This is a genomic window from Streptomyces sp. NPDC004609 (assembly GCF_042873655.1).
Taxonomy (GTDB): domain Bacteria; phylum Actinomycetota; class Actinomycetes; order Streptomycetales; family Streptomycetaceae; genus Streptomyces.
Window position 1 is genome coordinate 42279 of the sequence record NZ_JBIALS010000006.1, and the last position, 23816, is coordinate 66094.

At 73.3% G+C, this 23816-nt stretch carries 21 protein-coding genes; 4 read left to right on the forward strand and 17 right to left on the reverse strand.

What is annotated here, in order from left to right; genetic code table 11:
• Positions 1–42: 42 nt before the first annotated feature.
• The 3 genes from groL to ACFYT4_RS07770 form a co-directional block, all read right to left on the reverse strand.
• Positions 43–1668, reverse strand: coding sequence for a chaperonin GroEL (gene groL / locus ACFYT4_RS07760; protein ID WP_389266353.1), 1626 nt, complete (start codon positions 1666–1668; stop codon positions 43–45).
• 154 nt (positions 1669–1822) lie between these two features.
• On the reverse strand, positions 1823–2131 hold the full coding sequence (gene groES / locus ACFYT4_RS07765) for a co-chaperone GroES (RefSeq protein ID WP_266486653.1): 309 nt from the start codon (positions 2129–2131) through the stop codon (positions 1823–1825).
• 1455 nt (positions 2132–3586) lie between these two features.
• A complete protein-coding gene (locus ACFYT4_RS07770; protein WP_389266355.1) occupies positions 3587–4609 on the reverse strand; it encodes a polysaccharide deacetylase family protein in 1023 nt (340 codons plus the stop codon).
• Positions 4610–4714: 105 nt separating this feature from the next.
• Here ACFYT4_RS07770 and ACFYT4_RS07775 point away from each other — a divergent pair, with 105 nt between their 5' ends.
• The gene (locus ACFYT4_RS07775; protein WP_389266357.1) at positions 4715–5896 is read left to right on the forward strand and encodes an SAM-dependent methyltransferase; all 1182 of its coding nucleotides are present in this window, start codon (positions 4715–4717) and stop codon (positions 5894–5896) included.
• A gap of 199 nt (positions 5897–6095) precedes the next feature.
• Here the strand turns inward: ACFYT4_RS07775 and ACFYT4_RS07780 are convergent, their stop codons facing one another.
• From ACFYT4_RS07780 to tsaB, 7 genes are all read right to left on the reverse strand, one after another.
• The gene (locus ACFYT4_RS07780) at positions 6096–6779 is read right to left on the reverse strand and encodes a hypothetical protein (protein ID WP_389266359.1); all 684 of its coding nucleotides are present in this window, start codon (positions 6777–6779) and stop codon (positions 6096–6098) included.
• Positions 6780–6907: 128 nt separating this feature from the next.
• Positions 6908–8149: an RNA polymerase sigma factor gene (locus tag ACFYT4_RS07785; protein ID WP_389266361.1), complete on the reverse strand. Its 1242-nt coding sequence runs from the start codon at positions 8147–8149 to the stop codon at positions 6908–6910.
• A gap of 192 nt (positions 8150–8341) precedes the next feature.
• Positions 8342–8695, reverse strand: coding sequence for a YciI family protein (locus ACFYT4_RS07790; RefSeq protein ID WP_389266363.1), 354 nt, complete (start codon positions 8693–8695; stop codon positions 8342–8344).
• A 214-nt stretch (positions 8696–8909) separates the two neighbouring features.
• Positions 8910–9173 carry a hypothetical protein gene (locus ACFYT4_RS07795; RefSeq protein WP_389266365.1) on the reverse strand — a complete coding sequence of 88 codons (264 nt, stop codon included), beginning with the start codon at positions 9171–9173 and terminating at the stop codon, positions 8910–8912.
• Positions 9170–10288, reverse strand: a complete 1119-nt coding sequence (tsaD, locus tag ACFYT4_RS07800) for a tRNA (adenosine(37)-N6)-threonylcarbamoyltransferase complex transferase subunit TsaD (RefSeq protein ID WP_389266367.1) — start codon at positions 10286–10288, stop codon at positions 9170–9172. Before tsaD ends, ACFYT4_RS07795 begins: the two co-directional genes overlap by 4 nt.
• On the reverse strand, positions 10288–10833 hold the full coding sequence (gene rimI / locus ACFYT4_RS07805) for a ribosomal protein S18-alanine N-acetyltransferase (RefSeq protein ID WP_389266774.1): 546 nt from the start codon (positions 10831–10833) through the stop codon (positions 10288–10290). The genes tsaD and rimI overlap by 1 nt, the downstream gene beginning before the upstream one ends.
• Positions 10834–10997: 164 nt before the next feature.
• Positions 10998–11690 carry a tRNA (adenosine(37)-N6)-threonylcarbamoyltransferase complex dimerization subunit type 1 TsaB gene (gene tsaB / locus ACFYT4_RS07810; protein WP_389266369.1) on the reverse strand — a complete coding sequence of 231 codons (693 nt, stop codon included), beginning with the start codon at positions 11688–11690 and terminating at the stop codon, positions 10998–11000.
• 115 nt (positions 11691–11805) lie between these two features.
• Here tsaB and ACFYT4_RS07815 point away from each other — a divergent pair, with 115 nt between their 5' ends.
• A complete protein-coding gene (locus ACFYT4_RS07815; protein ID WP_389266371.1) occupies positions 11806–12357 on the forward strand; it encodes a hypothetical protein in 552 nt (183 codons plus the stop codon).
• Between the two features lie 193 nt (positions 12358–12550).
• On the opposite strand, the gene ACFYT4_RS07820 is transcribed toward ACFYT4_RS07815, so the two are convergent.
• From ACFYT4_RS07820 to ACFYT4_RS07840, 5 genes are all read right to left on the reverse strand, one after another.
• Positions 12551–12775, reverse strand: a complete 225-nt coding sequence (locus tag ACFYT4_RS07820) for a hypothetical protein (RefSeq protein WP_389266373.1) — start codon at positions 12773–12775, stop codon at positions 12551–12553.
• 351 nt (positions 12776–13126) lie between these two features.
• The gene (tsaE, locus tag ACFYT4_RS07825; protein ID WP_389266374.1) at positions 13127–13690 is read right to left on the reverse strand and encodes a tRNA (adenosine(37)-N6)-threonylcarbamoyltransferase complex ATPase subunit type 1 TsaE; all 564 of its coding nucleotides are present in this window, start codon (positions 13688–13690) and stop codon (positions 13127–13129) included.
• A complete protein-coding gene (locus tag ACFYT4_RS07830) occupies positions 13662–14897 on the reverse strand; it encodes an alpha/beta fold hydrolase (RefSeq protein WP_389266376.1) in 1236 nt (411 codons plus the stop codon). The genes tsaE and ACFYT4_RS07830 overlap by 29 nt, the downstream gene beginning before the upstream one ends.
• 280 nt (positions 14898–15177) lie before the next feature.
• Positions 15178–16332 (reverse strand): alanine racemase, encoded by a 1155-nt coding sequence (gene alr, locus ACFYT4_RS07835; RefSeq protein WP_389266378.1) that lies wholly within the window; start codon positions 16330–16332, stop codon positions 15178–15180.
• A 450-nt stretch (positions 16333–16782) separates the two neighbouring features.
• Positions 16783–18288, reverse strand: a complete 1506-nt coding sequence (locus ACFYT4_RS07840; protein WP_389266380.1) for an NAD(P)H-hydrate dehydratase — start codon at positions 18286–18288, stop codon at positions 16783–16785.
• A gap of 184 nt (positions 18289–18472) precedes the next feature.
• On the opposite strand from ACFYT4_RS07840, the gene ACFYT4_RS07845 reads away from it, so the two are divergent.
• Both ACFYT4_RS07845 and ACFYT4_RS07850 read left to right on the forward strand, forming a co-directional pair.
• A complete protein-coding gene (locus ACFYT4_RS07845; RefSeq protein ID WP_389266382.1) occupies positions 18473–19075 on the forward strand; it encodes a hypothetical protein in 603 nt (200 codons plus the stop codon).
• Between the two features lie 2 nt (positions 19076–19077).
• A complete protein-coding gene (locus tag ACFYT4_RS07850) occupies positions 19078–21162 on the forward strand; it encodes an endoglucanase (protein WP_389266384.1) in 2085 nt (694 codons plus the stop codon).
• Between the two features lie 320 nt (positions 21163–21482).
• Here the strand turns inward: ACFYT4_RS07850 and ACFYT4_RS07855 are convergent, their stop codons facing one another.
• Both ACFYT4_RS07855 and glmS read right to left on the reverse strand, forming a co-directional pair.
• Entirely contained in the window at positions 21483–21851 is a 369-nt protein-coding gene (locus ACFYT4_RS07855; RefSeq protein ID WP_389266386.1) for a holo-ACP synthase, read from the reverse strand.
• A gap of 107 nt (positions 21852–21958) precedes the next feature.
• Complete coding sequence (glmS, locus tag ACFYT4_RS07860) at positions 21959–23806, reverse strand: glutamine--fructose-6-phosphate transaminase (isomerizing) (RefSeq protein WP_389266388.1); 1848 nt, start codon at positions 23804–23806, stop codon at positions 21959–21961.
• Positions 23807–23816: the final 10 nt, after the last annotated feature.

Sequence of the window (23816 nt, forward strand, 5' to 3'; positions counted from 1 at the left end):
CCGCGACGGGGGCACCGGGCTCGGCCGGGGCGTGCGACCGGGTCAGTGGGAGTGACCGTGACCGCCGTGGCCCGCGTCGGCCTCTTCCTCGGCCGGCTTCTCGACGACCAGGGTCTCGGTCGTGAGCAGCAGGGACGCGATGGAGGCGGCGTTCTCCAGGGCGGAGCGGGTGACCTTGACCGGGTCGATGACACCGGCCTTCACCAGGTCGCCGTACTCGCCGGTCGCGGCGTTGAAGCCCTGGCCCTTGTCGAGCTCGGCGACCTTGGAGGTGATGACGTAGCCCTCAAGGCCGGCGTTCTCGGCGATCCAGCGCAGCGGCTCGACGGCGGCGCGGCGGACGACGGCGACACCGGTGGCCTCGTCGCCCTCCTTGCCCAGGTTGCCCTCCAGCACCTTGACGGCGTGGACGAGCGCGGAGCCACCACCGGAGACGATGCCCTCCTCGACCGCGGCGCGGGTCGCGGAGATGGCGTCCTCCAGACGGTGCTTCTTCTCCTTCAGCTCCACCTCGGTGGCGGCGCCGACCTTGATGACGCACACGCCGCCGGCCAGCTTCGCGAGGCGCTCCTGGAGCTTCTCGCGGTCCCAGTCGGAGTCGGTGGACTCGATCTCGGCCTTGATCTGGTTGATCCGGCCCTTGACGTCATCGGCGCTGCCGCCGCCGTCGACGATGACCGTGTCGTCCTTGGTGATGGTGACGCGGCGGGCGGTGCCCAGCACGTCCAGACCGGCCTGGTCGAGCTTGAGGCCGACCTCCTCGGCGATGACGGTGGCACCGGTGAGGGTGGCCATGTCCTGGAGCATCGCCTTGCGGCGGTCGCCGAAGCCGGGGGCCTTGACGGCCACGGCGTTGAACGTGCCGCGGATCTTGTTGACCACCAGCGTCGACAGGGCCTCGCCCTCGACGTCCTCGGCGATGATCAGCAGCGGCTTGGAGCCACCGGACTGGATGACCTTCTCCAGAAGGGGCAGCAGGTCCTGGATGGAGGAGATCTTGCCCTGGTTGATCAGGATGTACGGGTCGTCGAGGACGGCCTCCATACGCTCCTGGTCGGTCACCATGTACGGGGACAGGTAGCCCTTGTCGAAGGCCATGCCCTCGGTGAAGTCCAGCTCCAGACCGAAGGTGTTGGACTCCTCGACGGTGATGACACCGTCCTTGCCGACCTTGTCCATGGCCTCGCCGATCAGCTCACCGACCTGCTGGTCCTGAGCGGAGAGCGCGGCGACGGCGGCGATGTCGGCCTTGTCCTCGATCGGACGGGCGGTGGCGAGCAGCTCGTCGGAGACGGCCTTGACGGCGGCGTCGATGCCCTTCTTGAGCGCGGCCGGGGAGGCGCCGGCGGCGACATTGCGCAGACCCTCGCGGACCAGCGCCTGGGCCAGGACGGTGGCGGTGGTGGTGCCGTCACCCGCGATGTCGTTGGTCTTGGTCGCCACCTCCTTCACCAGCTGGGCGCCGAGGTTCTCGTACGGGTCCTCGACCTCGACCTCGCGGGCGATCGTGACACCGTCGTTGGTGATGGTGGGGGCGCCGAACTTCTTGTCGATGACGACATTGCGGCCACGGGGACCGATCGTCACCTTGACCGTGTCGGCAAGCTTGTTGACGCCGCGCTCGAGGGCGCGACGGGCGTCCTCGTCGAACTTCAGGATCTTCGCCATGAGAGCGTTCCTGTCCTCTTCTGAATACGAACTGCGCCCCCAGCGCCCGGATATGAGGTCAGCGGGGGCCAGGGGCGCAGATCAAGACAAACGGAGTACGTGCCGGGTGCGGGGTTCGCGGGAGCGATACCCGGGAACCCCGACCTGTTCCGGCTTACTTCTCGACGATCGCGAGAACGTCGCGGGCCGAGAGGACGAGGTACTCCTCGCCGTTGTACTTCACCTCGGTGCCGCCGTACTTGCTGTAGAGCACGACATCGCCGGTCTTGACGTCGAGCGGCAGGCGCTCGCCGTTCTCGAAGCGACCCGGACCGACCGCGAGGACGACGCCCTCCTGGGGCTTCTCCTTCGCGGTGTCCGGGATGACCAGGCCAGAGGCCGTGGTCTGCTCGGCGTCGAGCGGCTGGACCACAATGCGGTCCTCAAGCGGCTTGATGGCAACCTTGGAGCTGGCGGTCGTCACGATCCGACCTCCCCCTTCGGAGATCTCACGGGGTTAACTGTCTGAGGTGGCGACCAGGTGGATCCGTCGTCGCGGGTGCCGGACCTGCCCGTCGCCGTGTTGGCACTCTCCGGTGGAGAGTGCCAGAGCCGAGACTATGACTGCGATTAGCACTCGGTCAAGCGGAGTGCCAACACGGCGGGCGTGGCGGGGGTACGGCGGGAGCGATCCACGGGCGCGCACGCCCCCCGGGCGCCGCGCCGGAGACGCCCCCGGCACCGGTCCGCGGCACGGGCGGAGAACGGTCGCGGTACGTACGCGGTACGGCGCCGGCAGCCTCGGACGCTTGCCACGAGCCGGTGACGGCGGCCCCGGCGAACATGAGCGCCGCCCGGGTGACACCGGCGCCGGACCCGGGCGACACGCGCGCCGGGTGTCTCAGGAGGTGAGCCCGTCTGCCCCAGGGGTCCCGGTTCTGGCCTCCGAGTCCCCGGCACCGGCTCCGGCTCCGTGAAGTCACCGGGCCGGGTCCGGGAGGCCGGGTCTGGGGCCCGGGTCCGGAAGGTCGCCGGGCCGGGGACGGCAGGGGGAGCCGGGCGCCGTGCAACGAGGGCGTGTCCGCGGTCCTCCTGCCCGAACCCGGCCCGAAAGGCCGTGCGCCGGGCCCGGGAGGCCGACGCGCCCTGGGAGGTCCGTGCGCCGGGGCCCTTCGGCTTCCGGTCCGGCGCCTCAGGGAGTACGGCCGTACGGGCGCGCCGGGCGGGTGGCCTGACGGAGGCGCGCGGGAGAGCTGCGGACACGGTGGATGCGGTCCAGCAGCCGCGTGGTGGATTCGGTGAGCGCCGGGGCGCGCATCCCCTGGGCGGACGGGTGCGGGCCCGGACGCGCGGCGGCACGGGATCGCCCAGGGCGTACGGGGCGTACGGAGGCCGCAGCGGGCGTCTCGCGCGCGGCCTTCCGCACCGGGGCCGGCAGGGGGGCGTGCGCAGGAGGACCGGGAGCTCCTGACCGGGTCACTCCGGCTCCCGGCCGGATCTTCCGCGCGCCGGCCCCGGGCAGGGCCTCCACCGCGCCCGACCCGCCGGACCGCCCGCTCCGGGGCCCAAGGGGCTCCGCCCCGGGCCCGGGGCGCACACCACCGGCCCGGGTACCCGGCATGTCGCCCTGCGGGCGAACCGCCTTGCGCCCGAGCCGTTCGATGGGATCGACGGAGACGGCCGGGTCCATGGACGGCGGCACGCACCCGGTGGTCCCGAACATCACCCCGGCCACCACGGCGAGCGGACCGGCCCATCCCGTGACCAGCCCGCGGACCCGTGTCATGCCCGCCCCTCCCCGGCAGGCCGCCCGGACCCGCTTCTCCGGCCCGGGAGGGACGTGGGCCGCGGATTCGTCACGCGCATGAGAGCGCGGAGGGCCCACAGGTGGGGGGCCCGCAGGCGGAGAGCCCACAGGCGGGGGTCGCCGGGCGGCGGCTCATACGTAGTCCTCCAGCCTGGCCACGGCGTACCCCTTGTCCGTCACGGTCTTCATGACCTGGCGGATCATGTCGGGCATGGAGCCCTTCCAGTCGTCCCGTCCCCGGAAGTGCGTGAGGATGATGTCGCCCGGGTGGAGGTCCTGGTCCCACTCCCGCCACTCCATGTGGTCGGGGAACGCCTCGGCGGCCCACAGCGGCACCGCGTTGACGCCGCAGGACTGGGCGGCGCGCAGGGTGTCCACGTTGTAGTTGCCGTACGGCGGGCGGAAGAGCGGGGGACGCTTCCCGTACAGCTTCTCGAGATTGTCCTGCTGACCGCAGATCTCCTTGCGCTGCGCGTCGTACGAGAGACCGGGCAGATAGCGGTGGTTGAGGGTGTGGTTGTGCAGAGAGACGCCACGGTCGCGCATCTTGCGGAAATAGCCGTAGTTGTCACTGATCACATAGTCGCTGAGGAAGGCGCTGTACGGGATCTTGAGGTCGGTCATCATGCGGAGCAGCTCGGGGTCCTTCTCCGCGCCGTCGTCGATCGTGAGGAAGACGATCTTCTCCTTCACCGGGACCGCCGTGAAGACTGGTGGCAAGGACTCGCCATCCTCCACCTCGAAGCCCTTGCGGGTGGTGATCTTCGGCTTGACGGTGGGCGGCTGGGGCGCGGGCAGCGGGGTCTTGGCGAGCCCCCACTTCTTCGCCGCCGCGGCGCGCGCGGCCTGGGCGCGCTTGACCCGGTCCACATACGCGGCCAGCGATCCGGCGGGCCCGGCCTGCCGTGCCGCCTTGTCCGCCTTCTCGACCTGTTCGGCCTCGGCGTTCTGCCCGGGCTGCGGGGTCGCGCCGGCGTGACCGTCCGGGTCCTGGGCGGCACAGGCCGAGCCGAGGAATCCGGCGAGCAGGGCGGCCGCGATCGCGCGGCGCCGCGACCGGCCGCGGGCCGACCCCGGAGTGCCCCTCCCACCCGTCACCACACGGCTGTTGTCATCCTTTGCCGCGCTGTTTCCGTTTTGTCTGACTAGCTGCATGGCGCCGGATCCTGTCAGCACCGGTCCGCAGGACCCGGACGACACCGCCGCCGCCCGCGGACCGAAACTCTCCTGGCCGACAGCGGACACCGCTCCTGGCCCACAATGGACCGGGTGAACGACCTCTCCGCGCTCCTCACCGACGAGGGCCAGACCCTGCTCGCCCGGCTCCGCGACCACGACCCCTCGCAGGAGCTGGCACTCGCCACCCGGCTGCGCCGCGACCACCCCGCCGACCTGGTCTCGGCCGCGCTCGGCCAGGCCCGGCTGCGGCAGCGGGCGGTGGCGAAGTTCGGCGCGGAGGACGCGTACCGCATGTACTTCACACCGAACGGTGTGGAGCAGGCGACCCGCAGGCCGGTCGCCGAGTACCGTGCCGCCCGCTTCAGCGCGCTCGGGGTGCGCTCGGTGGCGGATCTGTGCAGCGGTATCGGCGGCGACGCGATCGCTCTGGCCCGCGCGGGCATCCGGGTGCTGGCGGTCGACCGCGACCCGCTGACCGCCTCCGCCGTCCGCGCCAACGCCGAAGCCCTCGGGCTGGCGGATCTGATCGAGGTCCGGTGCGCGGATGTGACGGAGACGGACACGTCCGCGTACGACGCCGTCTTCGCCGACCCGGCCCGCCGTGGCGGCAGGGGGCGGGTGTTCGACCCGGAGGCGTACTCCCCGCCGCTCTCCTGGGCGATCGCCGCCGCCCGGACCCGCCCCCACGCGGCACTCAAGATCGCCCCGGGCATCCCCCACGAGCTGGTCCCCGACGACTTCGCGGCGGAGTGGATCTCGTACGGAGGCGAGGTGAAGGAGGCCGTGCTGTGGTCCGGTACGGGCCCCGGGACCGTCGCCGCGACCCTGCTCCCCGGCCCGTACACCCTGACCGGCCGGGGCCTGCCGAACCCTCCGGTCCGTCCCGTCGGGCGCTACCTCCACGAGCCGGACGGCGCGGTGATCCGCGCGCATCTGGTCGCCGAGGCCGCCGAGGAGCTGGAGGGCGGGCTGATCGACGAGACGATCGCGTACATCACCTCCGATGTGCTGCGGCCGGTGCCGTACGCCACCGCGTACGAGATCACCGATCGGCTGCCCTTCGGTCTGAAGCGGCTCAAGGCGCTGCTGCGCGAGCGCGGGATCGGGTCGCTGACGGTGAAGAAGCGCGGTTCGGCGGTGGAGCCGGAGGAACTGCGCCGCAGGGTGAAACCGCAGGGACCGAACGCGGCGACGGTCTTTCTGACCAGGGTGGCGGGGGCCCCGTCGATGCTGATCGGCCGGCCCGTGCCGGCAGACGGGTGAAAGGCCTGCCGACGGGCGCGTGAGGGGTCCCTCGGCGAGCGCTCCGCATGCGCCTGAAGACCCGTAGAGGGGCCCTCAGGCACGTGCGGGACCGCCCACGGACAGGTTGACCGAGGGGCCCGTGAGGGACCGACGGCGCGCACGTGGGGGCCTTCCGGCGCGCACGTGGTGAGAAGTGCGAGGTGCCGTCGCCCGGCTGTCAGCGATGGGCTCCGCCGCGTTCACGGGCGGGGACGACCACGAGCAGCCCGGCCGCCCAGCGGTGGTGGACGATCGCCTTGACCAGGCCCAGAACACCCGCCGCGCACAGGATGAGACCCGTGCCCACGGCGTACGCGAGCAGGCTGTACGTCGTGCGGCCCGTCTCCCGCGCGGGGTCGGCGCTCGCGGGGGCGTGGGCGGTGAGCCACAGACCGCCCGCGGTGAACGCCAGGGACACGAGGAGCCAGCACAGGATCGTCCCGGGCCTCTGATGGCGGGTGTCCCCCGCCGGGTCGACGGCCACGGCCGCCCACTGACGGAGCAGCACGCGTACGGCCCGGTCGCGGCGGACGCCGACGACCAGGGCGGCCATCGACGGCGCGAGGGCCAGCAGCGCCAGGAGGCAGGTGACGACGGCGAAGATCAGCGTGAACCCGTCCACGGTGTCGTCCAGCGAGATCAGCGCGGTGCTCAGCAGGGCCCAGCCGAGTTCGCACCCGGCCACCACCAGCACCAGGAGCAGCAGCCGCGCCGGGCCGACGGACCGCCGGGTCAGCTCCTCCAGGGCCCGCCTCCGGTCGGCGAGCAGGGTCTCGCGGTCCGGGCGCCGGGGCGCTTTCCCCGAGCGCGGGCAACGGGGGTGTATCGGCTCGGAGGGCGGAGGTGGGGGGAGGTCCGGCATGCGCGCGAGACTATCGGCCGGGCCGCGTACGCCCGGCCCAACTCGCCTGATCCACAAGGTGCTTGCCGTTCCGGGCCCGGGGGTGCCGGCCGGGTGCGGGCCGGCACCCCTCCGCGCGGCCACCGGGCTCAGCCGTCCAGCAGGGCCGCGCGGGCCAGCAGAAGGTCCCGCTCCCGTTCGTTCCGGGTCAGCGCGGCGGCGCGTTCGAACTCCTCGCGTGCCTCGGGGACGCGGCCCAGCCGGGCCAGCAGATCACCCCGCACACTCGGCAGCAGGTGGTACTCCTTCAGCGCGGGCTCGGAGGCCAGGGCGTCCACCAGGGCGAGGCCCGCCTCCGGACCGTCAGCCATGGAGACGGCGACCGCGCGGTTCAGTTCGACGACCGGGGAGGGGGCGAGCGCCGCCAGCTGACCGTAGAGGGTGGCGATGGTCCGCCAGTCGGTGTCCTCGTAGCGGACCGCCTGCGCGTGGCAGGCGGCGATCGCCGCCTGGAGCGCGTACGGCCCCGGCCGCCCGCCCGGTGCGGCGGCCCGGGCGAGTGCGGTGAAGCCGCGGCGGATCAGCAGACGGTTCCAGCGGGTGCGGTTCTGGTCGGCGAGCAGGACGGGGGCGCCGTCCGGTCCGGTACGGGCGGCGATGCGGGACGCCTGGATCTCCAGCAGGGCGGCCAGGCCGTGCACCTCGGGCTCGTCGGGCATCAGACCCGCCAGCACCCGGCTCAGCCGCAGCGCGTCCTCGCAGAGGCCGGGGCGCAGCCAGTCGTCACCGGCGGTCGCCGCGTACCCCTCGTTGAAGATCAGGTAGATGACTTCCAGCACGGAGTCGAGACGGGCCGCGCGGTCGGGGCCGTACGGCACCTCGAAGGGGACACCCGCCCTGGCCAGGGAGCGCTTGGCGCGGACGATGCGCTGGGCGACCGTCGGCTCCGCGGTGAGGAACGCGCGCGCGATCTCCTCGGTCGTCAGCCCGCCCAGGAGCCGCAGGGTGAGCGTGATCCGGGCGTCGGTGGACAGCACCGGATGGCAGGCGGTGAAGATCAGCCGCAGCAGGTCGTCGTCGATGTCCTCGGGGTCCGCCGGCTCGGCGGGGGGCCGGGCGTCCTCCAGGCTCCGCCCGACCTCGGCGAGCTTGCGGGCGTAGTTCTCCTTGCGGCGTACGAGATCGACGGCGCGGCGCCTGGCGACGGCCGTGAGCCAGGCTCCCGGCCTGTCCGGCACGCCGGACTCCGGCCACTGCTCCAGCGCGGCGACCAGGGCGTCCTGAGCGATCTCCTCGGCGATGCCCACGTCCCGGACCATCCGGGCGACACCTGCGATGATCCGCGCCGACTCGATCCTGAATACCGCTTCCACCGCGCTCGCTGTCGTCACGGCCACCCATCAGAACAGCCGTGGACACCGGCGGCAAGCAAGGTGGCCGGGGACCGGGCCCGCGCCTCGCCGGTACGCGGGCCCGCCTCCCGTCCCCGTCCCCGTACCGCGCGCCGGTTCCGCTCCCGCCCCGGGCACTCCGTCCCGGCGGTCCGTGCCCGGCTGCCCGCCCCGGCCGGTCGGGCAGCCGTTCTAGTCCTCGGCGATCTGGCGGACCTCACAGGTCACGGTGAAGCTCTCGTCGTGGACCTGGAGGAAGCGCTTGGCCCACTCGACGGCCTCGGCCATGTCCTTGCACTGCGTGATCGAGTAGCCGCCGATCACTTCCTTGCTCTCGGTGAAGGGCCCGTCGGTGTACGACAGCTTCCCGCCGGACCAGGTGACGCGGGTGCCCTGGGCGGTCGGGGTGAGACCGCCCGTGTCGAGCATGACCCCCGCCTTGGTGATCTCCTCCAGGAGCGCGCCCATCCGCTGTTCCATCTCCGGCGTGAAGCCGCCCTCGGAGTTGTTCTCGTCGACACGGACCATCGTCAGAAAGCGCGGCATACCGGTTCCTCGTTCCCTTCTGTCGTGACGGTGGGGCCGTCCCCCGCCTCTCTCGTTCCTCTGTCGAACGGGAGAGGACGGGATCGACGCCCTCTCCGGAATTCTTCGCGGAACTCGCGCCGTCGGCCACTTCGGGGCCCGCCTCCCGCCCGGGAAGGAGCAGCCTCCGGCCCCTCGTCCCGCCGGCGGTCCGGCTCCTCGTGTCGCTGGACGGTCAGTCGGTGCCCAGGGACTCGAAACGCCACCGGTGCACCGGACGGGTGATCAGGTCCGCCGCGGGCTCCGGCAGTTCGGGAAGGACCGCGCCCGGGTCCGCCGTCTCCCACCAGGTGATCACGAGCACCCGGTCACTGCCGGCGCGGAAGGACTCCCGGCGCACCGGGTCATGGGACAGCTCCTGGGCGCGGGCCCACTCCAGCAGCTCCGCACCCCGGCCCCGGACCGCGCGGGCCTCCCACATCAGCGCGACGGTCGTCATGAGTAGAGGTTGTCCTTGCTGATCTCGTGGACATGGTCGTGGTCGTGGGCGTGACCATGCCCCTGGCTCTGCGCGCCCGGCACATGCGGGTCCGTCACCGGCAGCGAGGAGTCCGCCGACAGTTCCAGATCGGAGGCAGGTCTACCCCGCGCCACCATCTCCGCGCCCAGCGCGGCCACCATCGCGCCGTTGTCCGTGCAGAGCCCCGGGCGGGGCACCCGCAGCCGCACGCCCGCGCGCTCGCAGCGCTCCTCGGCGAGGGCGCGCAGCCGGGAGTTGGCCGCCACACCGCCGCCGATCATCAGATGGTCGACGCCCTCGTCCACACAGGCGCGCACCGCCTTGCGGGTCAGCACATCGACGACCGCCTCCTGGAAGGACGCCGCCACATCGCGTACCGGCACCTCCTCCCCCGCCGCGCGCTTGGCCTCGATCCAGCGGGCGACCGAGGTCTTGAGCCCGGAGAAGGAGAAGTCGTACGCGGGGTCGCGCGAGCCGGTGAGCCCGCGCGGGAACGCGATCGCCGCCGGGTCGCCCTCCCTCGCCAGCCGGTCGATCACCGGACCGCCGGGGAAGCCCAGGTCCAGCACGCGCGCGATCTTGTCGAACGCCTCGCCCGCCGCGTCGTCGATGGTCGCGCCCAGCGGCCGTACATCGCTGGTGATGTCGGGCGCGAGCAGCAGCGAGGAGTGCCCGCCGGAGACGAGCAGCGCCATCGTGGGCTCGGGCAGCCTGCCGTGCTCCAGCTGGTCGACACAGATGTGCGAGGCCAGATGGTTCACCCCGTAGAGGGGTTTGCCCAGCGCGTAGGCGTACGCCTTGGCCGCCGACACCCCCACCAGCAGCGCGCCCGCGAGGCCGGGTCCGGCCGTGACCGCGATCCCGTCGAGGTCACGCGCGTGGACGCCCGCCTCCTTCAGCGCGCGCTCGATCGTCGGAACCATCGCCTCCAGGTGCGCGCGCGAGGCGATCTCGGGGACCACGCCGCCGAAGCGGGCATGCGCGTCCACGCTGGAGGCGACGGCGTCCGCGAGCAGCGTCGTACCGCGGACGACGCCGACGCCGGTCTCGTCGCAGGAGGTCTCGATACCGAGTACGAGCGGTTCGTCAGCCATCAGTAAACATTCCCTTGCACATGGAGCCGCATGACGAGCGCGTCGACGTTGCCCGGCTGGTAGTAGCCGCGGCGGAATCCGATGGGCTCGAAGCCGAAGCGCTCGTACAGCTTCTGGGCCCTGGTGTTGTCCACCCGCACTTCGAGGAGCACCTCTTCGCACTCGAAGGCGGTGGCGTGCCGCAGCAGATCGGTGAGGAGCCGGGCGCCGAGGCCGGTGCCCCAGTGCTCACGGGCGACGGCGATGGTCAGGACGTCACCGAGTCCGCCGGCCGCCGCGAGGCCCGCGTATCCGACGATCGACCGCCCGCCCGCTCCCGCGGTCCGGGCGGGCTTCCCGGTCCCGCCGTTCGCAGTGGCCTCAGCGGTCCCTGCCGTCTCCGCTGTCTCCACCGTTTCCGCCGTCTCCGCGACGACATAGCGGCGGGTGGCCCGCGGTCCCCTGGCATGGGCCAGATCGGACCAGAACATCCCGAGCGACCAGGCGTCCTCCGGGAAGAGCTCGACCTCCAGCTCGTACACCGGCCCGATGTCCCACCAGCGCATCTCCCGCAGCACGGGGTCGGCCGGTAGGGAACCGGGACGCGCGGAACCCGCGGGACCGGCCGGTACGGGGTCCGGCGACGCGGCGGCCTCCGGCGGTACCGGTGCCTCAGCCGGTACGGAGCCGGGGTCCCGGTGACCGGGTCGTACGGGGTGCTGGGCGCCGGTCACCGGGGCGTGACCACCTTGTAGTTCTTCGGCACCTGGGCGTCCGGCCTGCGCAGATACAGCGGCAGCGGCGGCAGGAACCCGCCCACCGGACCGACTGCCTCCGCACCACCCGCCTCCGCCTCCCCCGCCGCCAGTTTCGCGGCGGCGAGCGACGCCAGCGCGCCGGCCGAGACGTGCTCGGGGCCGCGGGCGTCCGGGAAGGTCTCCGGGTAGAGCACCGCCCCCGCGCCGACGGCCGGCAGTCCCGCGACCCGCTCCGCGATATCGGCGGGCCGGTCCACGGCGGGCTCGCCGACCCGCTCGCGCGCCGACGCGTACCGCGCCCAGTAGACCTCCTTGCGGCGCGCGTCCGTCGCCACCACGAAGGGCCCGTCGAGACCGGAGGCGTACGCGAGCCCGTCCAGCGTGCACAGCCCGTAGACGGGCACGCCCAGCGCGGAGCCGAAGGTGGAGGCCGTGACCAGGCCGACCCGCAGCCCGGTGTAGGGGCCGGGGCCGACGCCTGCCACCACGGCGGTGACGGCGTCGAGCTTCACCCCGGCCTCGGCGAGCACCCGGTCCACGGCGGGGAGCAGCAGCTCGCCGTGGCGACGCGCGTCGACGCGACTGGACTCGGCGACGACGGACGTCCCGTCGTGGAGGGCGGCGGTGACGGCGGGGGTGGCGGTATCAACGGCGAGCAAGAGCACGCAAACAGCCTACGGCTCCCGCGCCGGAGCCACGGCTCGCCGCCGGAGGGGGCCGCTGCTGCTACCGTCGCCCCCGGACACACAACGTTCGATTGGCATCGAAAGGTGGGGCACGGTGGCACGGAGCAGCTCGGGACTGGTGGCCGGGCTCACGGCGGCCGCTCTGGCCGGCGTCTGTTTCCTCGCCTATCAGGCGCAGGCGAGCGCCCCCGGCGCCCAGGCCAAACCCGGCACCCCCAGTGCGGCGCCCTCGACCAAGGCGCCCGGCCAGAAGCCCGTGAACCCGCTGGCGCTGCCGCAGAACTCGGGCCGGGGCACCCGGGTCGTCTACGCCCTGGACGCCCGCCGTGTCTGGCTCGTCGGCGGGAAGAACAAGGTCACGCGGACCTTCGAGGTCATGCCGTCGACGGTGAGCCCGCGGCCCGGTTCGTACGCGGTGACCTCGCGCTCCGGGCAGGTCCCGGGCTCGGACGGGGTGCCGATCGAGCACGTGGTGCGGTTCGCGATGGTGAAGGACGTGTCGATCGGCTTCAGCGCCGCGATGAACGGGTCGATGAAGAGCCCCGACCCGGAGAAGAAGACGGGCGGCGTGCGGATGACGCGCGAGGACGGCGACGCCATGTGGCGGTTCGCGACGATCGGCTCGAAGATCGTCGTCGTCCCGTAGCGATCGCACCGCCACCGGGCTCGTCTCCGGGCGCTCCCGCCCCGGCGCCCATGAGGTGACACGCGGCTCGCGACTCCGGCCGTGGACCGCTCGTACCGACGACTCATACGTAAGGCTCGTACGTACCTGCGACCCGTACGCGGCGATGACCCGTACGGATGACCCGCGGGCGTGCCCCGCCGGGTCCCCGGGGCTACGCGGCGTCGCGCGTGTCTTCCTCCGGGAGCGCCGGGAGCACGTCCTCACGGGGCTCGCGCGGCGGGGTCGAGACGGCACTCGCCGCGGCGCAGGACGCCAGCAGCTCCCCCATCGACGGTGACAGCGGCGGGATCTTCGGCCCGGCCGCCTCCGCCGGGGACCGCCACGGCTGCCGCCGTGACTGCTGCCGCTGCTCGGACTCGCGCTCGGACGCCGGCATGGATGCCTCCTGGGTCGCGGGGGCAGAGTGGTGAGGCAGACCTAACCAAGCTTCCGTACCATGTGACCACGCAGGGCACGGCCCGCGCAACATTTTCCCGACGCCGTGTCGGAAAATCCATGGTTCGGCTGTCGGCAACCCACCAACGGGGCGGGAGCGCGGTGCGGGGCCGAACTGCCCGCCCGTCCCTCAGACGCCCGGGCGCCTCCCGTGGCCCCACCCGGGGACGCGCGACCCCCGCCGGAGCCGTACGCCGATCCCGTCACCGGAGCCGCCAGTCCCGTACGCCATCGCCGGAGCCCCCACCCGGCCGTGCGCCACTCCGCCCGGCCCGGCGCATCGGACGGGGTTCTACACCCCGGAGAGATCCACGTCCGCCCACCGGCCGCCGTACCCCGACAGGGTCACCTCGCGCCGGTCGGCGCCCGGCCCGTCGTCTCCCGGGGCCCCGTCGGCCGTGCCGTCCCCGAGGGCTTCGCCGGCGCGACCGGTGATCCGGTGGATCACCACGTGCAGCCGGTCGTCCGACAGGTCCTCGACCTTCCCGTCGCCCCACTCCACGACCACGACCGAGTCCGGCAGCGAGACGTCGAGATCGAGGTCCTCCATCTCGTCGAGCCCTCCGCCGAGCCGGTAGGCGTCCACGTGCACCAGGGCGGGCCCGCCGGTCAGCGACGGATGGACGCGGGCGATGACGAAGGTCGGCGAGGTGACCGCGCCCCGCACCCCGAGGCCCTCGCCGAGCCCGCGGGTCAGGGTCGTCTTGCCCGCGCCCAGTTCGCCGGTGAGCATCACCAGATCGCCGGGGCGCAGCAGCTTCGCGAGCCGTCGTCCCAGCTCCCGCATCTCTTCGGCGGACTCGACGGCGCGGTGGGAGACGGCGGTCTCAGCCGCCGGGCTGTGCGGTGCTTCCATACGGGCCAACGTTAGCCGCTGCCGGTACGGCCCCGACCCGGGCGAGCAGGTCGGCCAGCCGGTCCGTGACGACTTCCGAGTGCTCCAGCATCACCAGATGCCCGCCGTCCGGCACGATCACCAGCTCCGAGTCGGGGAGCAGATCGGCGATGGCCTCGCTGTGCGAGCTCGGAGTGACCAGGTCCCTGTCACCGGCCAGGACGAGCACGGGGACCTCCTGGAAGACGAGGAGCGCGCCCGCCTTGTCGTGTTCGTCGAAGGCCGGGTAGAACTCCGCGACGACGTCGATCGGCGTGGACTCGATCATCCGCTCGGCGAACCGGGCGACCGCGGGGTCCACGTCCCGCGACGAGAACGAGTACCGCTTGATCAGGCCCGCGAACAGATCGGCGGTGGCGCGGCGGCCCCGCTCGACCAGCTCGGCCTGGGAGCCGAGGGCGCGCAGCACCCCGGGGAGCACCCGGCGCACGACGTTGACACCCGCGACCGGAAGGCCGTAGTTCACCTCGCCGAGCCGGCCGCTCGACGTGCCGACGAAGGCGATCCCGACGATCCGTTCCCGTACGACCTCGGGGAACTGCTCCGCCAGCGCCATGACGGTCATCCCGCCCATGGAGTGGCCCACCAGCACCAGCGGGCCCTCGGGGGCCGCCGCGTCGATGACGGCCATCAGATCGCGGCCCAGCTGGTCGATGGAGACGGGCACCCGGTCGGGCCCGGACTGGGAGGCGCCCCGGTCCGAGCGGCCGTGGCTGCGCTGGTCCCAGTGCACGGTACGGACCAGTCCGCGCAGGGCGGCGCGCTGGAAGTGCCAGGAGTCCTGGTTGAGGCAGTAGCCGTGGCTGAAGACGACGGTGACGGGGGTGGGGGTCCGGCGTCCGAAGAGCCTGCGCTTGCGTGGTCCGCTGATGTCGGGGTCGGTCTCGTCGACCTCGTAGTAGAGCTGGGTGCCGTCGTCGGCGAGCGCCTTGCCCGGGGTGCCGCGCAGCGAGCCGTACGGCCCCGAGGCGTCGAGCGCGAGCCGGGCCCTCTTGCGCATACCGCGGCCGACGGTGAGGCGCTCGACCGCGACGCCCGCCGCCGCGCCCGCGGCGATCACGCCTATCGCGGCGCCGGCGAGGCCCGCGCGGCGCCAGTTGCCGTTCGTGGCGGCCGAGGCGGCGGTCGCCGCCGCCGCTACGGCGTCCCCCGTGCTGGTCTCGCTCACCGTGCCGCTCCTCGCTCGTGCAGTCCTTGCAGCCTCGCGGCTCCCGCCGCCCTCTCGTTCACCGGGTCCCTCCGCCCGGCCGGGTGGCCCGGGTGCTCTCGCCCCGGCCCTCCGGTTCAACCCTTCCCACGGAGAGTCTCCCGCTCAGGGTTTCCCCCCGGTGTTCCCGCTCGGTGTTCCCGCTCGGCGTTTCCCTTCAGGGCAACCCGCTCAGGGCCTTCCCCGCCAGGGCCTTCCCCCTCAGGGCTTCCGCCGCGCCTTTCCGCTCACAGCTTCCCGTTCACGGCTTCTCGTTCAGATAGACGCGCGGGACCCGCTTGCCGATCCGGGTGACGATCTCGTACGCGATGGTGCCCGCCGCCTCCGCCCAGTCCTCGGCGCTCGGTTCGCCCCGGTCGCCCGGTCCGAACAGCACCGCCTCGGCGCCCTCCTGGACTTTCCGCCCGCCGAGATCGACGACGAACTGGTCCATCGCGACCCGCCCGGCGACCGTGCACCGCTCGCCGCCGACGAGGACCGGGCCCCGGCCGGAGGCGTGGCGCGGGACGCCGTCCGCGTAACCGATGGGGATCAGGCCCAGGACGGTCTCGTCGGGGGTGATGTAGTGGTGGCCGTAGCTGACGCCGTGACCGGCGGGAACGTTCTTGACCAGGGCGACGGACGCGGCGAGCGTCATGACGGGCCGCAGGCCCAGCTCGGCGTGGGTGCCCAGTTCGGGTGCCGGTGAGATGCCGTAGACCGCGATCCCGGTCCGTACGAGATCGAAGTGGGTCTCGGGGAGGGTGAGCGCCGCCGGGGAGTTGGCCATATGGCGCACCTCGGGGTCGAGGCCCGCCTTCTCGGCGTACGCGAGCATCTCGCGGAACGCGTCGAGCTGGAGGGGAATCGAGGGGTGCCCCGGTTCGTCGGCGCAGGCGAAGTGCGACCACAGTCCGGTGACCTTCACCGTGCCCTCGGCCTCGGCGGCGAGCGCGGCGGCGACGAGTTCCGGCCAGTCGGCGGGCTGGCAGCCGTTGCGGCCGAGGCCGGTGTCGGCCTTGAGCTGGATACGGGCGGGGCCGCGGCCGGCCTCGCGGGCGGCGGCGATGACCTCGGAGAGCGCCCACATCCCGCTGACCGACATGTCGAGTCCCGCCTCGATGCCCTCGCGCCAGGGGCCGCCGGGCGTCCAGAGCCAGCACAGCAGCGGCGCGTCGATACCGGCCTCGCGCAGCGCGAGCGCCTCGTGCGGGGTGGCGGTCCCGATCCAGGTCGCCCCCGCCTGAAGGGCGGCACGGGCGCAGGGCACGGCGCCGTGGCCGTAACCGTCGGCCTTCACCACGGCCATCACCGCGGCACCGGGCGTACGGGCGTCCAGCGCCCGCACATTGGCGCGCAGTGCGGCGAGGTCGATCTCGGCACGGGCTCGAAAGGGTGTGACGGGTGTCCGATTCATCGCGCCCAGTCTCTCAGAGGGCTCCGCCGGCGCCCGCGCAACAGGTCCCGTTTTCAACGAGCCCGGTTCTGTGCGCTTCCTCACGGCCGGGCCGGTTCGGCCGCCGTACGGCGGGATCGGCCCACCGGGGTGGCGGTCCGCCGGCCCGGGCGGGACGGCGGAGGGATCCGGCCATTCGGGTGCACGTGTCCGGGCCGCCGCCCGCCGGGCCCGTACCCCGCGGGTGCTCTGCCGGGGAGCCCCGCGGGCCCCTCCGCACGCCCGCACCCGGTCGCCCCGCCCCGGGGCACGGGCGGTACGGCGGGGCGGCTCGGCCCGCGCGCCCCCACATCAAGTCCCGCGCTGGCGCCGCCCACGATCATCACGTCCGTCGCCGTCGCAACCTCAGCCCCGCGCGTCCGTACGCGCCCCCGCCTCCAGCCCGCGCGCTCAGCCGCGCGCGTGCGTCGCTCACGCCCGCGCGTCCCGTATGCCCCGCCCGCTCGCACCCGGTGCGTCCCGTGCTCCCCGTACCTCCCGTGCGTCGCGTACGTCCCGCCATGCCTCGCCCAACACCTCCGCCACCTCGTACGACGTGATCGGCACGGCCCTGGCCGCCGCGTGGCGGGCCGCGAGCCCGTGGAGATAGGCCGCGGCGGAGCCGGCGTCGCGGGGAGCGAGGCCCGTGGCGAGGAGGGAGCCCGCGAGGCCGGAGAGGACGTCGCCGCTGCCCGCCGTGGCGAGCCAGGAGCTGCCCATGGCGTTCACGCGCACGGGTGAGCGGGTGTCGGGGGCCGCCACCAGCGTGGTGGAGCCCTTGAGCAGGACCGTCGCCCCGTAGTGCGCGGCCAGGTTGCGCACCGAGACGAGGCGGGCCGACTCGACCTCGTCGCGGGAGACCCCGAGCAGGGCGGCGGCCTCTCCGGCGTGCGGGGTCAGCAGGGTGGGCGCCCGCCGGTCGCGGACGGCCGCCGGGTCCAGCCCGCGCAGCCCGTCCGCGTCGACCAGCACCGGGACGTCGGAGGCCAGCACCTCCCGTACGGCGCCGAAGTCGTCGGCGAGGCCGGGGCCGATGACCCACGCCTGCACCCGCCCCGCCTTCCCGGGCGGTCCCGCGTGGACCAGGGTCTCCGGGAAGCGGGCGATCACGGCGTCCGCCGCGTGGCCGACGTACCGGACCGCGCCCGCGCCGCCGCGCAGGGCGCCCGCGACCGCGAGGACGGCCGCGCCCGGATAGCGGGCGGACCCGGCGACGACGCCCACGACCCCGCGCCGGTACTTGTCGCTCTCCGCCGTCGGCTCCGGCAGCAGCGCGGCCACGTCCGCGTGCTGGAGCGCCTCCACTCCGGGCACGGACGGCAGCCGGTCCTCGATGCCGATGGGGATCAGCCGGACCGTGCCCGCGTACTGGCGCGCGGGGTCGATGAGCAGCCCCGGCTTGTACGTGCCGAAGGTGACCGTCGCGTCCGCGCGCAGGGCCTCGCCCTGCACCTCCCCGCTGTCCGCCTCGACACCGCTCGGCAGATCGACGGCGACGACCACGGCGTCCGAGCCGCGCGCGGCGCGGGCGAAGGGGACCGCGTCCGCCCTCAGTCCGCCCCGGCCGCCGATGCCGGTGATGCCGTCGAGGACCAGATCGGCGGCGGCCAGCGTCTCGAAGGGGTCGTCGGCGACGCGCCCGCCCGCGCCGGTCAGGGCCGCGAGCCCGCCCGGATGCGTACGGTCGGGGGCGAGCAGGACGGCGCTGACCCCCGCGCCCCGGCGGGCGAGCCGCGCACCCGCGTAGAGCGCGTCGCCCCCGTTGTCCCCGCTGCCGACGAGGAGGACGACCCTCGATCCGTACACCCGGCCGAGCAGATCCGCGCAGGCGGCGGCGAGTCCGGCGGCGGCCCGCTGCATCAGCGCGCCCTCCGGGAGGCGTGCCATCAGCTCGGTCTCGGCGCTTCTGACGGTGTCCACGCTGTGAGCGGTACGCATGATCCCGAGTCTGCCCCAGCACCGGCGCCCGCGCCCCATCTGATCCAAATGTGCCCGAAGAGGTCGGAGTTGCCCGGTGCCTTCCGGGTGCGGGCAGGGTTGACGGAGCCTCAAGTCAAACTTAGGTTTGCCTTACCTAACTCGGTCGCGCTCTGCGGCCGTTCTGCGAAAGGTGTCCTCACCCATGCGCTCTGCCGCTCGCACCGCCACGCGCCCACGACGCACCACCGCCCGTGCCACCGCCGCCCGCGCAGGTGTCGCCCTGCTCGGCGCCGCGGCCCTCACCATGGGGCTCGCCTCGTCCGCCTCCGCGGGCACCGGCAGCCGTACGGTGGTCGACGGCCCCACGTTCAACCTGTCCCTCACCGCGCCGGGCACCGCCGCCGCGGCCGGTCAGAACGTCACCGTCAGCGGCAGCGGCTACAACCCCGACCAGGGCGTCTACGTCGGCCTGTGCGCGATACCCGCGGGCGTCGACGTCACCGACCCCACCACCTGGACGGCCAAGCCGACCCCCTGTCTCGGCGGCCAGGACCAGGCGGGCACCACCGGTGCGTCCCACTGGGTCAACAGCGACTGGTGGTGGCTGGCCCCGAACAGCTCCTCCCCGTACACCGAGTCGGGCGGCCGGGGCGCCTTCTCCGTGCAGATCCACGTCAAGGCGCAGCTCTCCGCCGGCGTCACCTGCGGCCAGGGGGGCGTGACCTGTGCGATCGTCACCCGCGCCGACCACCTGGACAGCAATGACCGCAAGTACGACGTCTACGTCCCGGTGACGTTCTCCTGACCATGAACACGCGTACCGAGAGACCAGCGGGAAGACGAGGGTTCGCGGCCGCCGCGCTGCTCCTGCTCGTGGCGGCCCTGACCGCCCCGGGCACGGCGCGGGCGGCCACCCCCGGCGAGGCCACCGGCCCCACCGGGCAGAAACTGACCGTCTCCGAAACGGAGAACATCGACCCGGCCGGCCAGAAGGTCACCGTGACCGGCACGGGCTATGACGTGTCCAAGGGCATCTACCTGGCCGTCTGCGCCGTCCCCGAGCAGGGCGAGGCGCCGAGCCCCTGCCTCGGGGGCGCCGACATGTCCGGCGCGTCCGGGACCTCGTACTGGATCAACAACAGTCCGTACGGGGAGGGGCTGGCCAAGAAGTTCACCGTCGGGAGCGACGGCAAGGGCAGCTTCACGCTGGAGCTGACCATCAAGGTCAAGGACGGCAGCGCCGACTGCTCGCAGGTCGCCTGCGCCGTCGTCACCCGCGCCGACCACACGCACATCTCCGACCGGGACCAGGACGTCATCGTCCCGTTCACCTTCGGCACCGGCGCGGAGCCGAACCCCGAGGTCCCGCCCGGGACCGTACGCCACCAGACCGTCCGCACCATCCAGCCGGCGGACGGCGCCGCGAAGGACGCCGCCGTGGACCCCGCGGCCGGGCGGCTCTACGTCAGCAGCAGCGGCGCCAAGAACCGGTTGACGGTGTACGACACGGCGACGGGACAGCCCGTCGGGGCCCCCGTCGACCTGCCCGGACACGCTTCGGCCCTGGCCCTCGACGCGCCGGCGAACACCCTGTACCTCGCGATGGACGACCGGATCGCGACCTACGACACCAGGAAGGGGACCGTCACCGACAACCGGGTGAAGGCGGACGGCAACATCAGCCTGCTGGCCGCCGATCCGGGCACCGGCCGGATCTTCGTGGGCGTCCAGGCGACCAGGTCGGTATCGGTGTACGACACCCGGCGGTGGGAGCGCGTCGGCGAGCCGGCCGTCTTCCCGGTGCACCCGTCCGGGCTCGTCGTCGACACCGCCGCGCACATCGGTTACGCCACCTATGTCGGCCCCAACCGGACCACCACCCCGCCCAGCATCTACAACATGCTGAACGCGATCGACGGTTCCACCGGCGAACTGGTCGGCACGCTCAGCCTCGGCACCGGCCCGCTGGGCAGCATGGGCGTGACCGTCGACCCCACCACCCGTACGGGCTATGTCGCCAACATCGGGGCGGGCACGGTCTCCGTGGTGGACCTGAAGGCGAACAAGGTCACCGCCACGCTGAGTGTGGGCGCCGGCCCGAAGTCCCTGGCGTACGACCCCGGAACGCGCACGCTCTACGCGGCCCAGACCACCGATCTCACGGTCGCCGCGGTGGACCCGGCGAAGAACGAGATCATCCAGCTGCTGGAGACCGGCAGGCAGCCGGAGGAACTGGTGCTGGACACCCGGACCCACACGCTCTACACCGTCCTCGCCGAAGGCAAGATCGTCCAGACGCAGCGCCGGGTCTCGCCGAAGGCGACCAAGGCGCCGAAGCCGGTGTCGGTCGCGGCCGGGGCGCAGGCGCGGTTCACGGCGACGGCGACGGGCACGCCCGAGCCCACCACGAGCTGGGAGGTCAGCACCGACGACGGCACGTCCTGGCAGCCGGTCGCCGGGGCCACGACGGCGTCACTCGCCTTCAAGGCGACCGAGGAGCAGGACGGCAACCAGTACCGGGCCGTCTTCTCCAACCCGGTCGGCAGCCTGCGCACGGCGGCCGTGATGCTCTCGGTCACCGCCCCGGGCGGCGAGACCGGCGGTGGGTCCGGCGCGGGCGGCTCGGACACGGGCGGCTCCTCCGCCGGAGGGTCCGATTCCGGCGGTTCGGCCGCAGGCGGCTCCGATACGGGCGGCTCCGGCGCGGGCGGTTCGGCGGCCGGGGGCCACGACCCCCAGTCCGTCGGCGGCGGGAGCGTCGGGGGTTCGTCCGACGGCAAGCTCGCCTCCACCGGGACGAACGTGCTGCTCCCGCTCGGCATCACGGCCGCGGCGCTCACCGCGCTGGGTGCGGCGGCCTTCGTCCTGCGCCGCAGGGTCGGGGCGCGGTAACCGGACCCTGGCACCGGCCGTGGCACCGGCGGGCGGTCGCACCGGACATGGACCGCAGCTCGCGCCGGACACCGGCCGCCCACCCCGGCACGGGCACCGGCACCGGGTGAGAGCGGAGAGACCCGAGAGACCGGAGTGAGAGCGTCCGGCACCGGACGCCGCCTCGCCGGAGCAACGGAGACGGCCCGGCCCCTCGATCGCTGATCGAGGGGCCGGGCCGACCCGCATGACCGCGTGACGTCATCACCGCCGGGCGGGACCCGGCCATGACGTCATCACCGCCGGGAGGGGCGCAGGAACCCGGGGCACGCCCGCGCCGGTCACCCCTCCGCGATCACCACCGCCGAGGCGACCCCCGCGTCATGGCTCAGCGAGATGTGCCAGGACCGCACCCCGAGCGCCACGGCCCGTGCCGCGACGGTGCCGTGGACGCGCAGCCGGGGCCGGCCGCTGTCCTCCACGTACACCTCGGCATCCGTCCACAGCAGACCGCCGGGCGCGCCGAGTGCCTTGGCGACGGCCTCCTTCGCGGCGAACCGGGCCGCGAGAGAGGCGTCACCCCGGCGCTCACCGCTGGGGAGCAGCAGCTCACGGTCCAGAAAGAGCCGCCGGGCCAGGCTCGGGGTCCGCCGCAGGGACACCGCGAACCGTTCGATCTCGGCGACGTCGATCCCCACCCCGATGATCATCCGACGGTGACCGCCTCACTCATCGACCGACTCCTTCTGCTCCGTTTCCCCCGGCCCCCGCGGCCGCGGGCACCTTCCCCCGGCCTTCCGGGGGCCCACCCCGCCGATCATTCCACCGTCACGGACTTCGCGAGGTTGCGCGGCTGGTCGACCTCGTTGCCCCGGGCCGTGGCCAGTTCGCAGGCGAAGACCTGGAGCGGCACCGTCGCCACCAGCGGCTGGAGCAGCGTGGGCGTGGCCGGGACACGGATGAGATGGTCCGCGTACGGCACGACCGCCTCGTCGCCCTCCTCCGCGATCACGATCGTCCGCGCACCGCGTGCCCGGATCTCCTGGATATTGGAGACGATCTTGTCGTGGAGCACCGAGCGCCCGCGCGGCGACGGCACCACGACGACCACCGGCAGATCCTCCTCGATGAGCGCGATCGGCCCGTGCTTCAGCTCGCCCGCCGCGAAGCCCTCCGCGTGCATGTACGCCAGTTCCTTCAGCTTCAGCGCGCCCTCCAGCGCCACGGGGTAGCCCACGTGCCGCCCGAGGAACAGCACCGTGTCCTTGCCCGCGAGCGAGCGCGCCAGCTCCCGTACCGGCTCCATCGTCTCCAGCACCCGGTCGACCTCGCCGGAGATCTTCGCCAGATCCCTGATGACGGCCTGCACCTCGTCGCCCCACTGGGTACCGCGGACCTGGCCCAGATAGAGGGCGACCAGATAGCAGGCGACCAGCTGGGTCAGAAACGCCTTCGTGGACGCGACGGCGACCTCGGGGCCCGCGTGGGTGTAGAGCACGGCGTCCGACTCGCGCGGGATGGTCGAGCCGTTGGTATTGCAGATGGCCAGCACCCGGGCGCCCTGCTCGCGCGCGTGCCGCAGTGCCATCAGGGTGTCCATCGTCTCGCCGGACTGGGAGATCGCGATCACCAGCGACCGCTGGTCCAGGATCGGGTCCCGGTAGCGGAACTCACTGGCCAGCTCCACCTCGCACGGGATCCGGGTCCAGTGCTCGATGGCGTACTTCGCGATCAGCCCGGCGTGGAACGCGGTGCCGCACGCGACGATGACGACCTTCTCGGCCGCGCGGAGCACGGAGGCCGGGATACGGACCTCGTCGAGCATCAGCGAACCGGCGGCGTCGATCCGGCCGAGGAGCGTATCGGCCACGGCCTTGGGCTGCTCGGCGATCTCCTTGAGCATGAAGTAGTCGTAGCCGCCCTTCTCGGCGGCCGACGCGTCCCAGTCCACGTGGTACGACCGCACCTCCCCCGGAGCCCCGTCGAAACCGGTCACCGTCACCCCGTCCCGCCGCAGCTCCACGACCTGGTCCTGGCCAAGCTCGATCGCGGAGCGCGTATGGGCGATGAACGCGGCCACGTCCGACGCGAGGAAGGACTCACCCTCTCCGACGCCCACCACCAGCGGGGAGTTCCGCCGCGCGCCGACCACCACATCCGGTTCGTCCGCGTGCACCGCGACCAGGGTGAAGGCGCCCTCCAGCCGCCGGCACACCTGGCGCATCGCCTCGGCGAGGTCCCCGCAGGAGGAGAACGACTCCGCGAGCAGATGCGCCACCACCTCGGTGTCCGTCTCGGACGCCAGATCGTGGCCGCGCTCGGTCAGCTCCGCGCGCAGGGCGGCGAAGTTCTCGATGATTCCGTTGTGGACGACCGCGACCCGCCCGGCGTTGTCCAGATGGGGGTGCGCGTTGGCGTCGGTCGGGCCGCCGTGCGTCGCCCACCGGGTGTGCCCGATCCCGGTGGCACCGCTCGGCAGCGGCCGGTACGCCAGCTCCTTGTCCAGATTGACGAGCTTGCCCGCCTTCTTCGCGGCGGCGAGCCCGCCGTCGGCGAGAACGGCGACCCCGGCCGAGTCGTAGCCCCGGTACTCCAGCCGCTTCAGGCCCGCGATGACCACATCCAGCGCCGACTGCCCGCCGACGTAACCCACGATTCCGCACATGGTCGGCAGC

Coding starts and splice junctions, on each gene's coding strand:
- ACFYT4_RS07770 (WP_389266355.1), bottom strand. CDS start 4,609: ATGCAGCTAGTCAGACAAAACGGAAACAGCGCGGCAAAGGATGACAAC.
- ACFYT4_RS07795 (WP_389266365.1), bottom strand. CDS start 9,173: ATGACGACCGTCGCGCTGATGTGGGAGGCCCGCGCGGTCCGGGGCCGG.
- tsaD (WP_389266367.1), bottom strand. CDS start 10,288: ATGGCTGACGAACCGCTCGTACTCGGTATCGAGACCTCCTGCGACGAG.
- groL (WP_389266353.1), bottom strand. CDS start 1,668: ATGGCGAAGATCCTGAAGTTCGACGAGGACGCCCGTCGCGCCCTCGAG.
- ACFYT4_RS07780 (WP_389266359.1), bottom strand. CDS start 6,779: ATGCCGGACCTCCCCCCACCTCCGCCCTCCGAGCCGATACACCCCCGT.
- ACFYT4_RS07790 (WP_389266363.1), bottom strand. CDS start 8,695: ATGCCGCGCTTTCTGACGATGGTCCGTGTCGACGAGAACAACTCCGAG.
- tsaE (WP_389266374.1), bottom strand. CDS start 13,690: ATGGAAGCACCGCACAGCCCGGCGGCTGAGACCGCCGTCTCCCACCGC.
- ACFYT4_RS07850 (WP_389266384.1), top strand. CDS start 19,078: ATGAACACGCGTACCGAGAGACCAGCGGGAAGACGAGGGTTCGCGGCC.
- ACFYT4_RS07840 (WP_389266380.1), bottom strand. CDS start 18,288: ATGCGTACCGCTCACAGCGTGGACACCGTCAGAAGCGCCGAGACCGAG.
- alr (WP_389266378.1), bottom strand. CDS start 16,332: ATGAATCGGACACCCGTCACACCCTTTCGAGCCCGTGCCGAGATCGAC.
- ACFYT4_RS07845 (WP_389266382.1), top strand. CDS start 18,473: ATGCGCTCTGCCGCTCGCACCGCCACGCGCCCACGACGCACCACCGCC.
- ACFYT4_RS07820 (WP_389266373.1), bottom strand. CDS start 12,775: ATGCCGGCGTCCGAGCGCGAGTCCGAGCAGCGGCAGCAGTCACGGCGG.
- glmS (WP_389266388.1), bottom strand. CDS start 23,806: ATGTGCGGAATCGTGGGTTACGTCGGCGGGCAGTCGGCGCTGGATGTG.
- rimI (WP_389266774.1), bottom strand. CDS start 10,833: ATGCGCTGGTGGGACATCGGGCCGGTGTACGAGCTGGAGGTCGAGCTC.
- ACFYT4_RS07855 (WP_389266386.1), bottom strand. CDS start 21,851: ATGATCATCGGGGTGGGGATCGACGTCGCCGAGATCGAACGGTTCGCG.
- ACFYT4_RS07775 (WP_389266357.1), top strand. CDS start 4,715: ATGGACCGGGTGAACGACCTCTCCGCGCTCCTCACCGACGAGGGCCAG.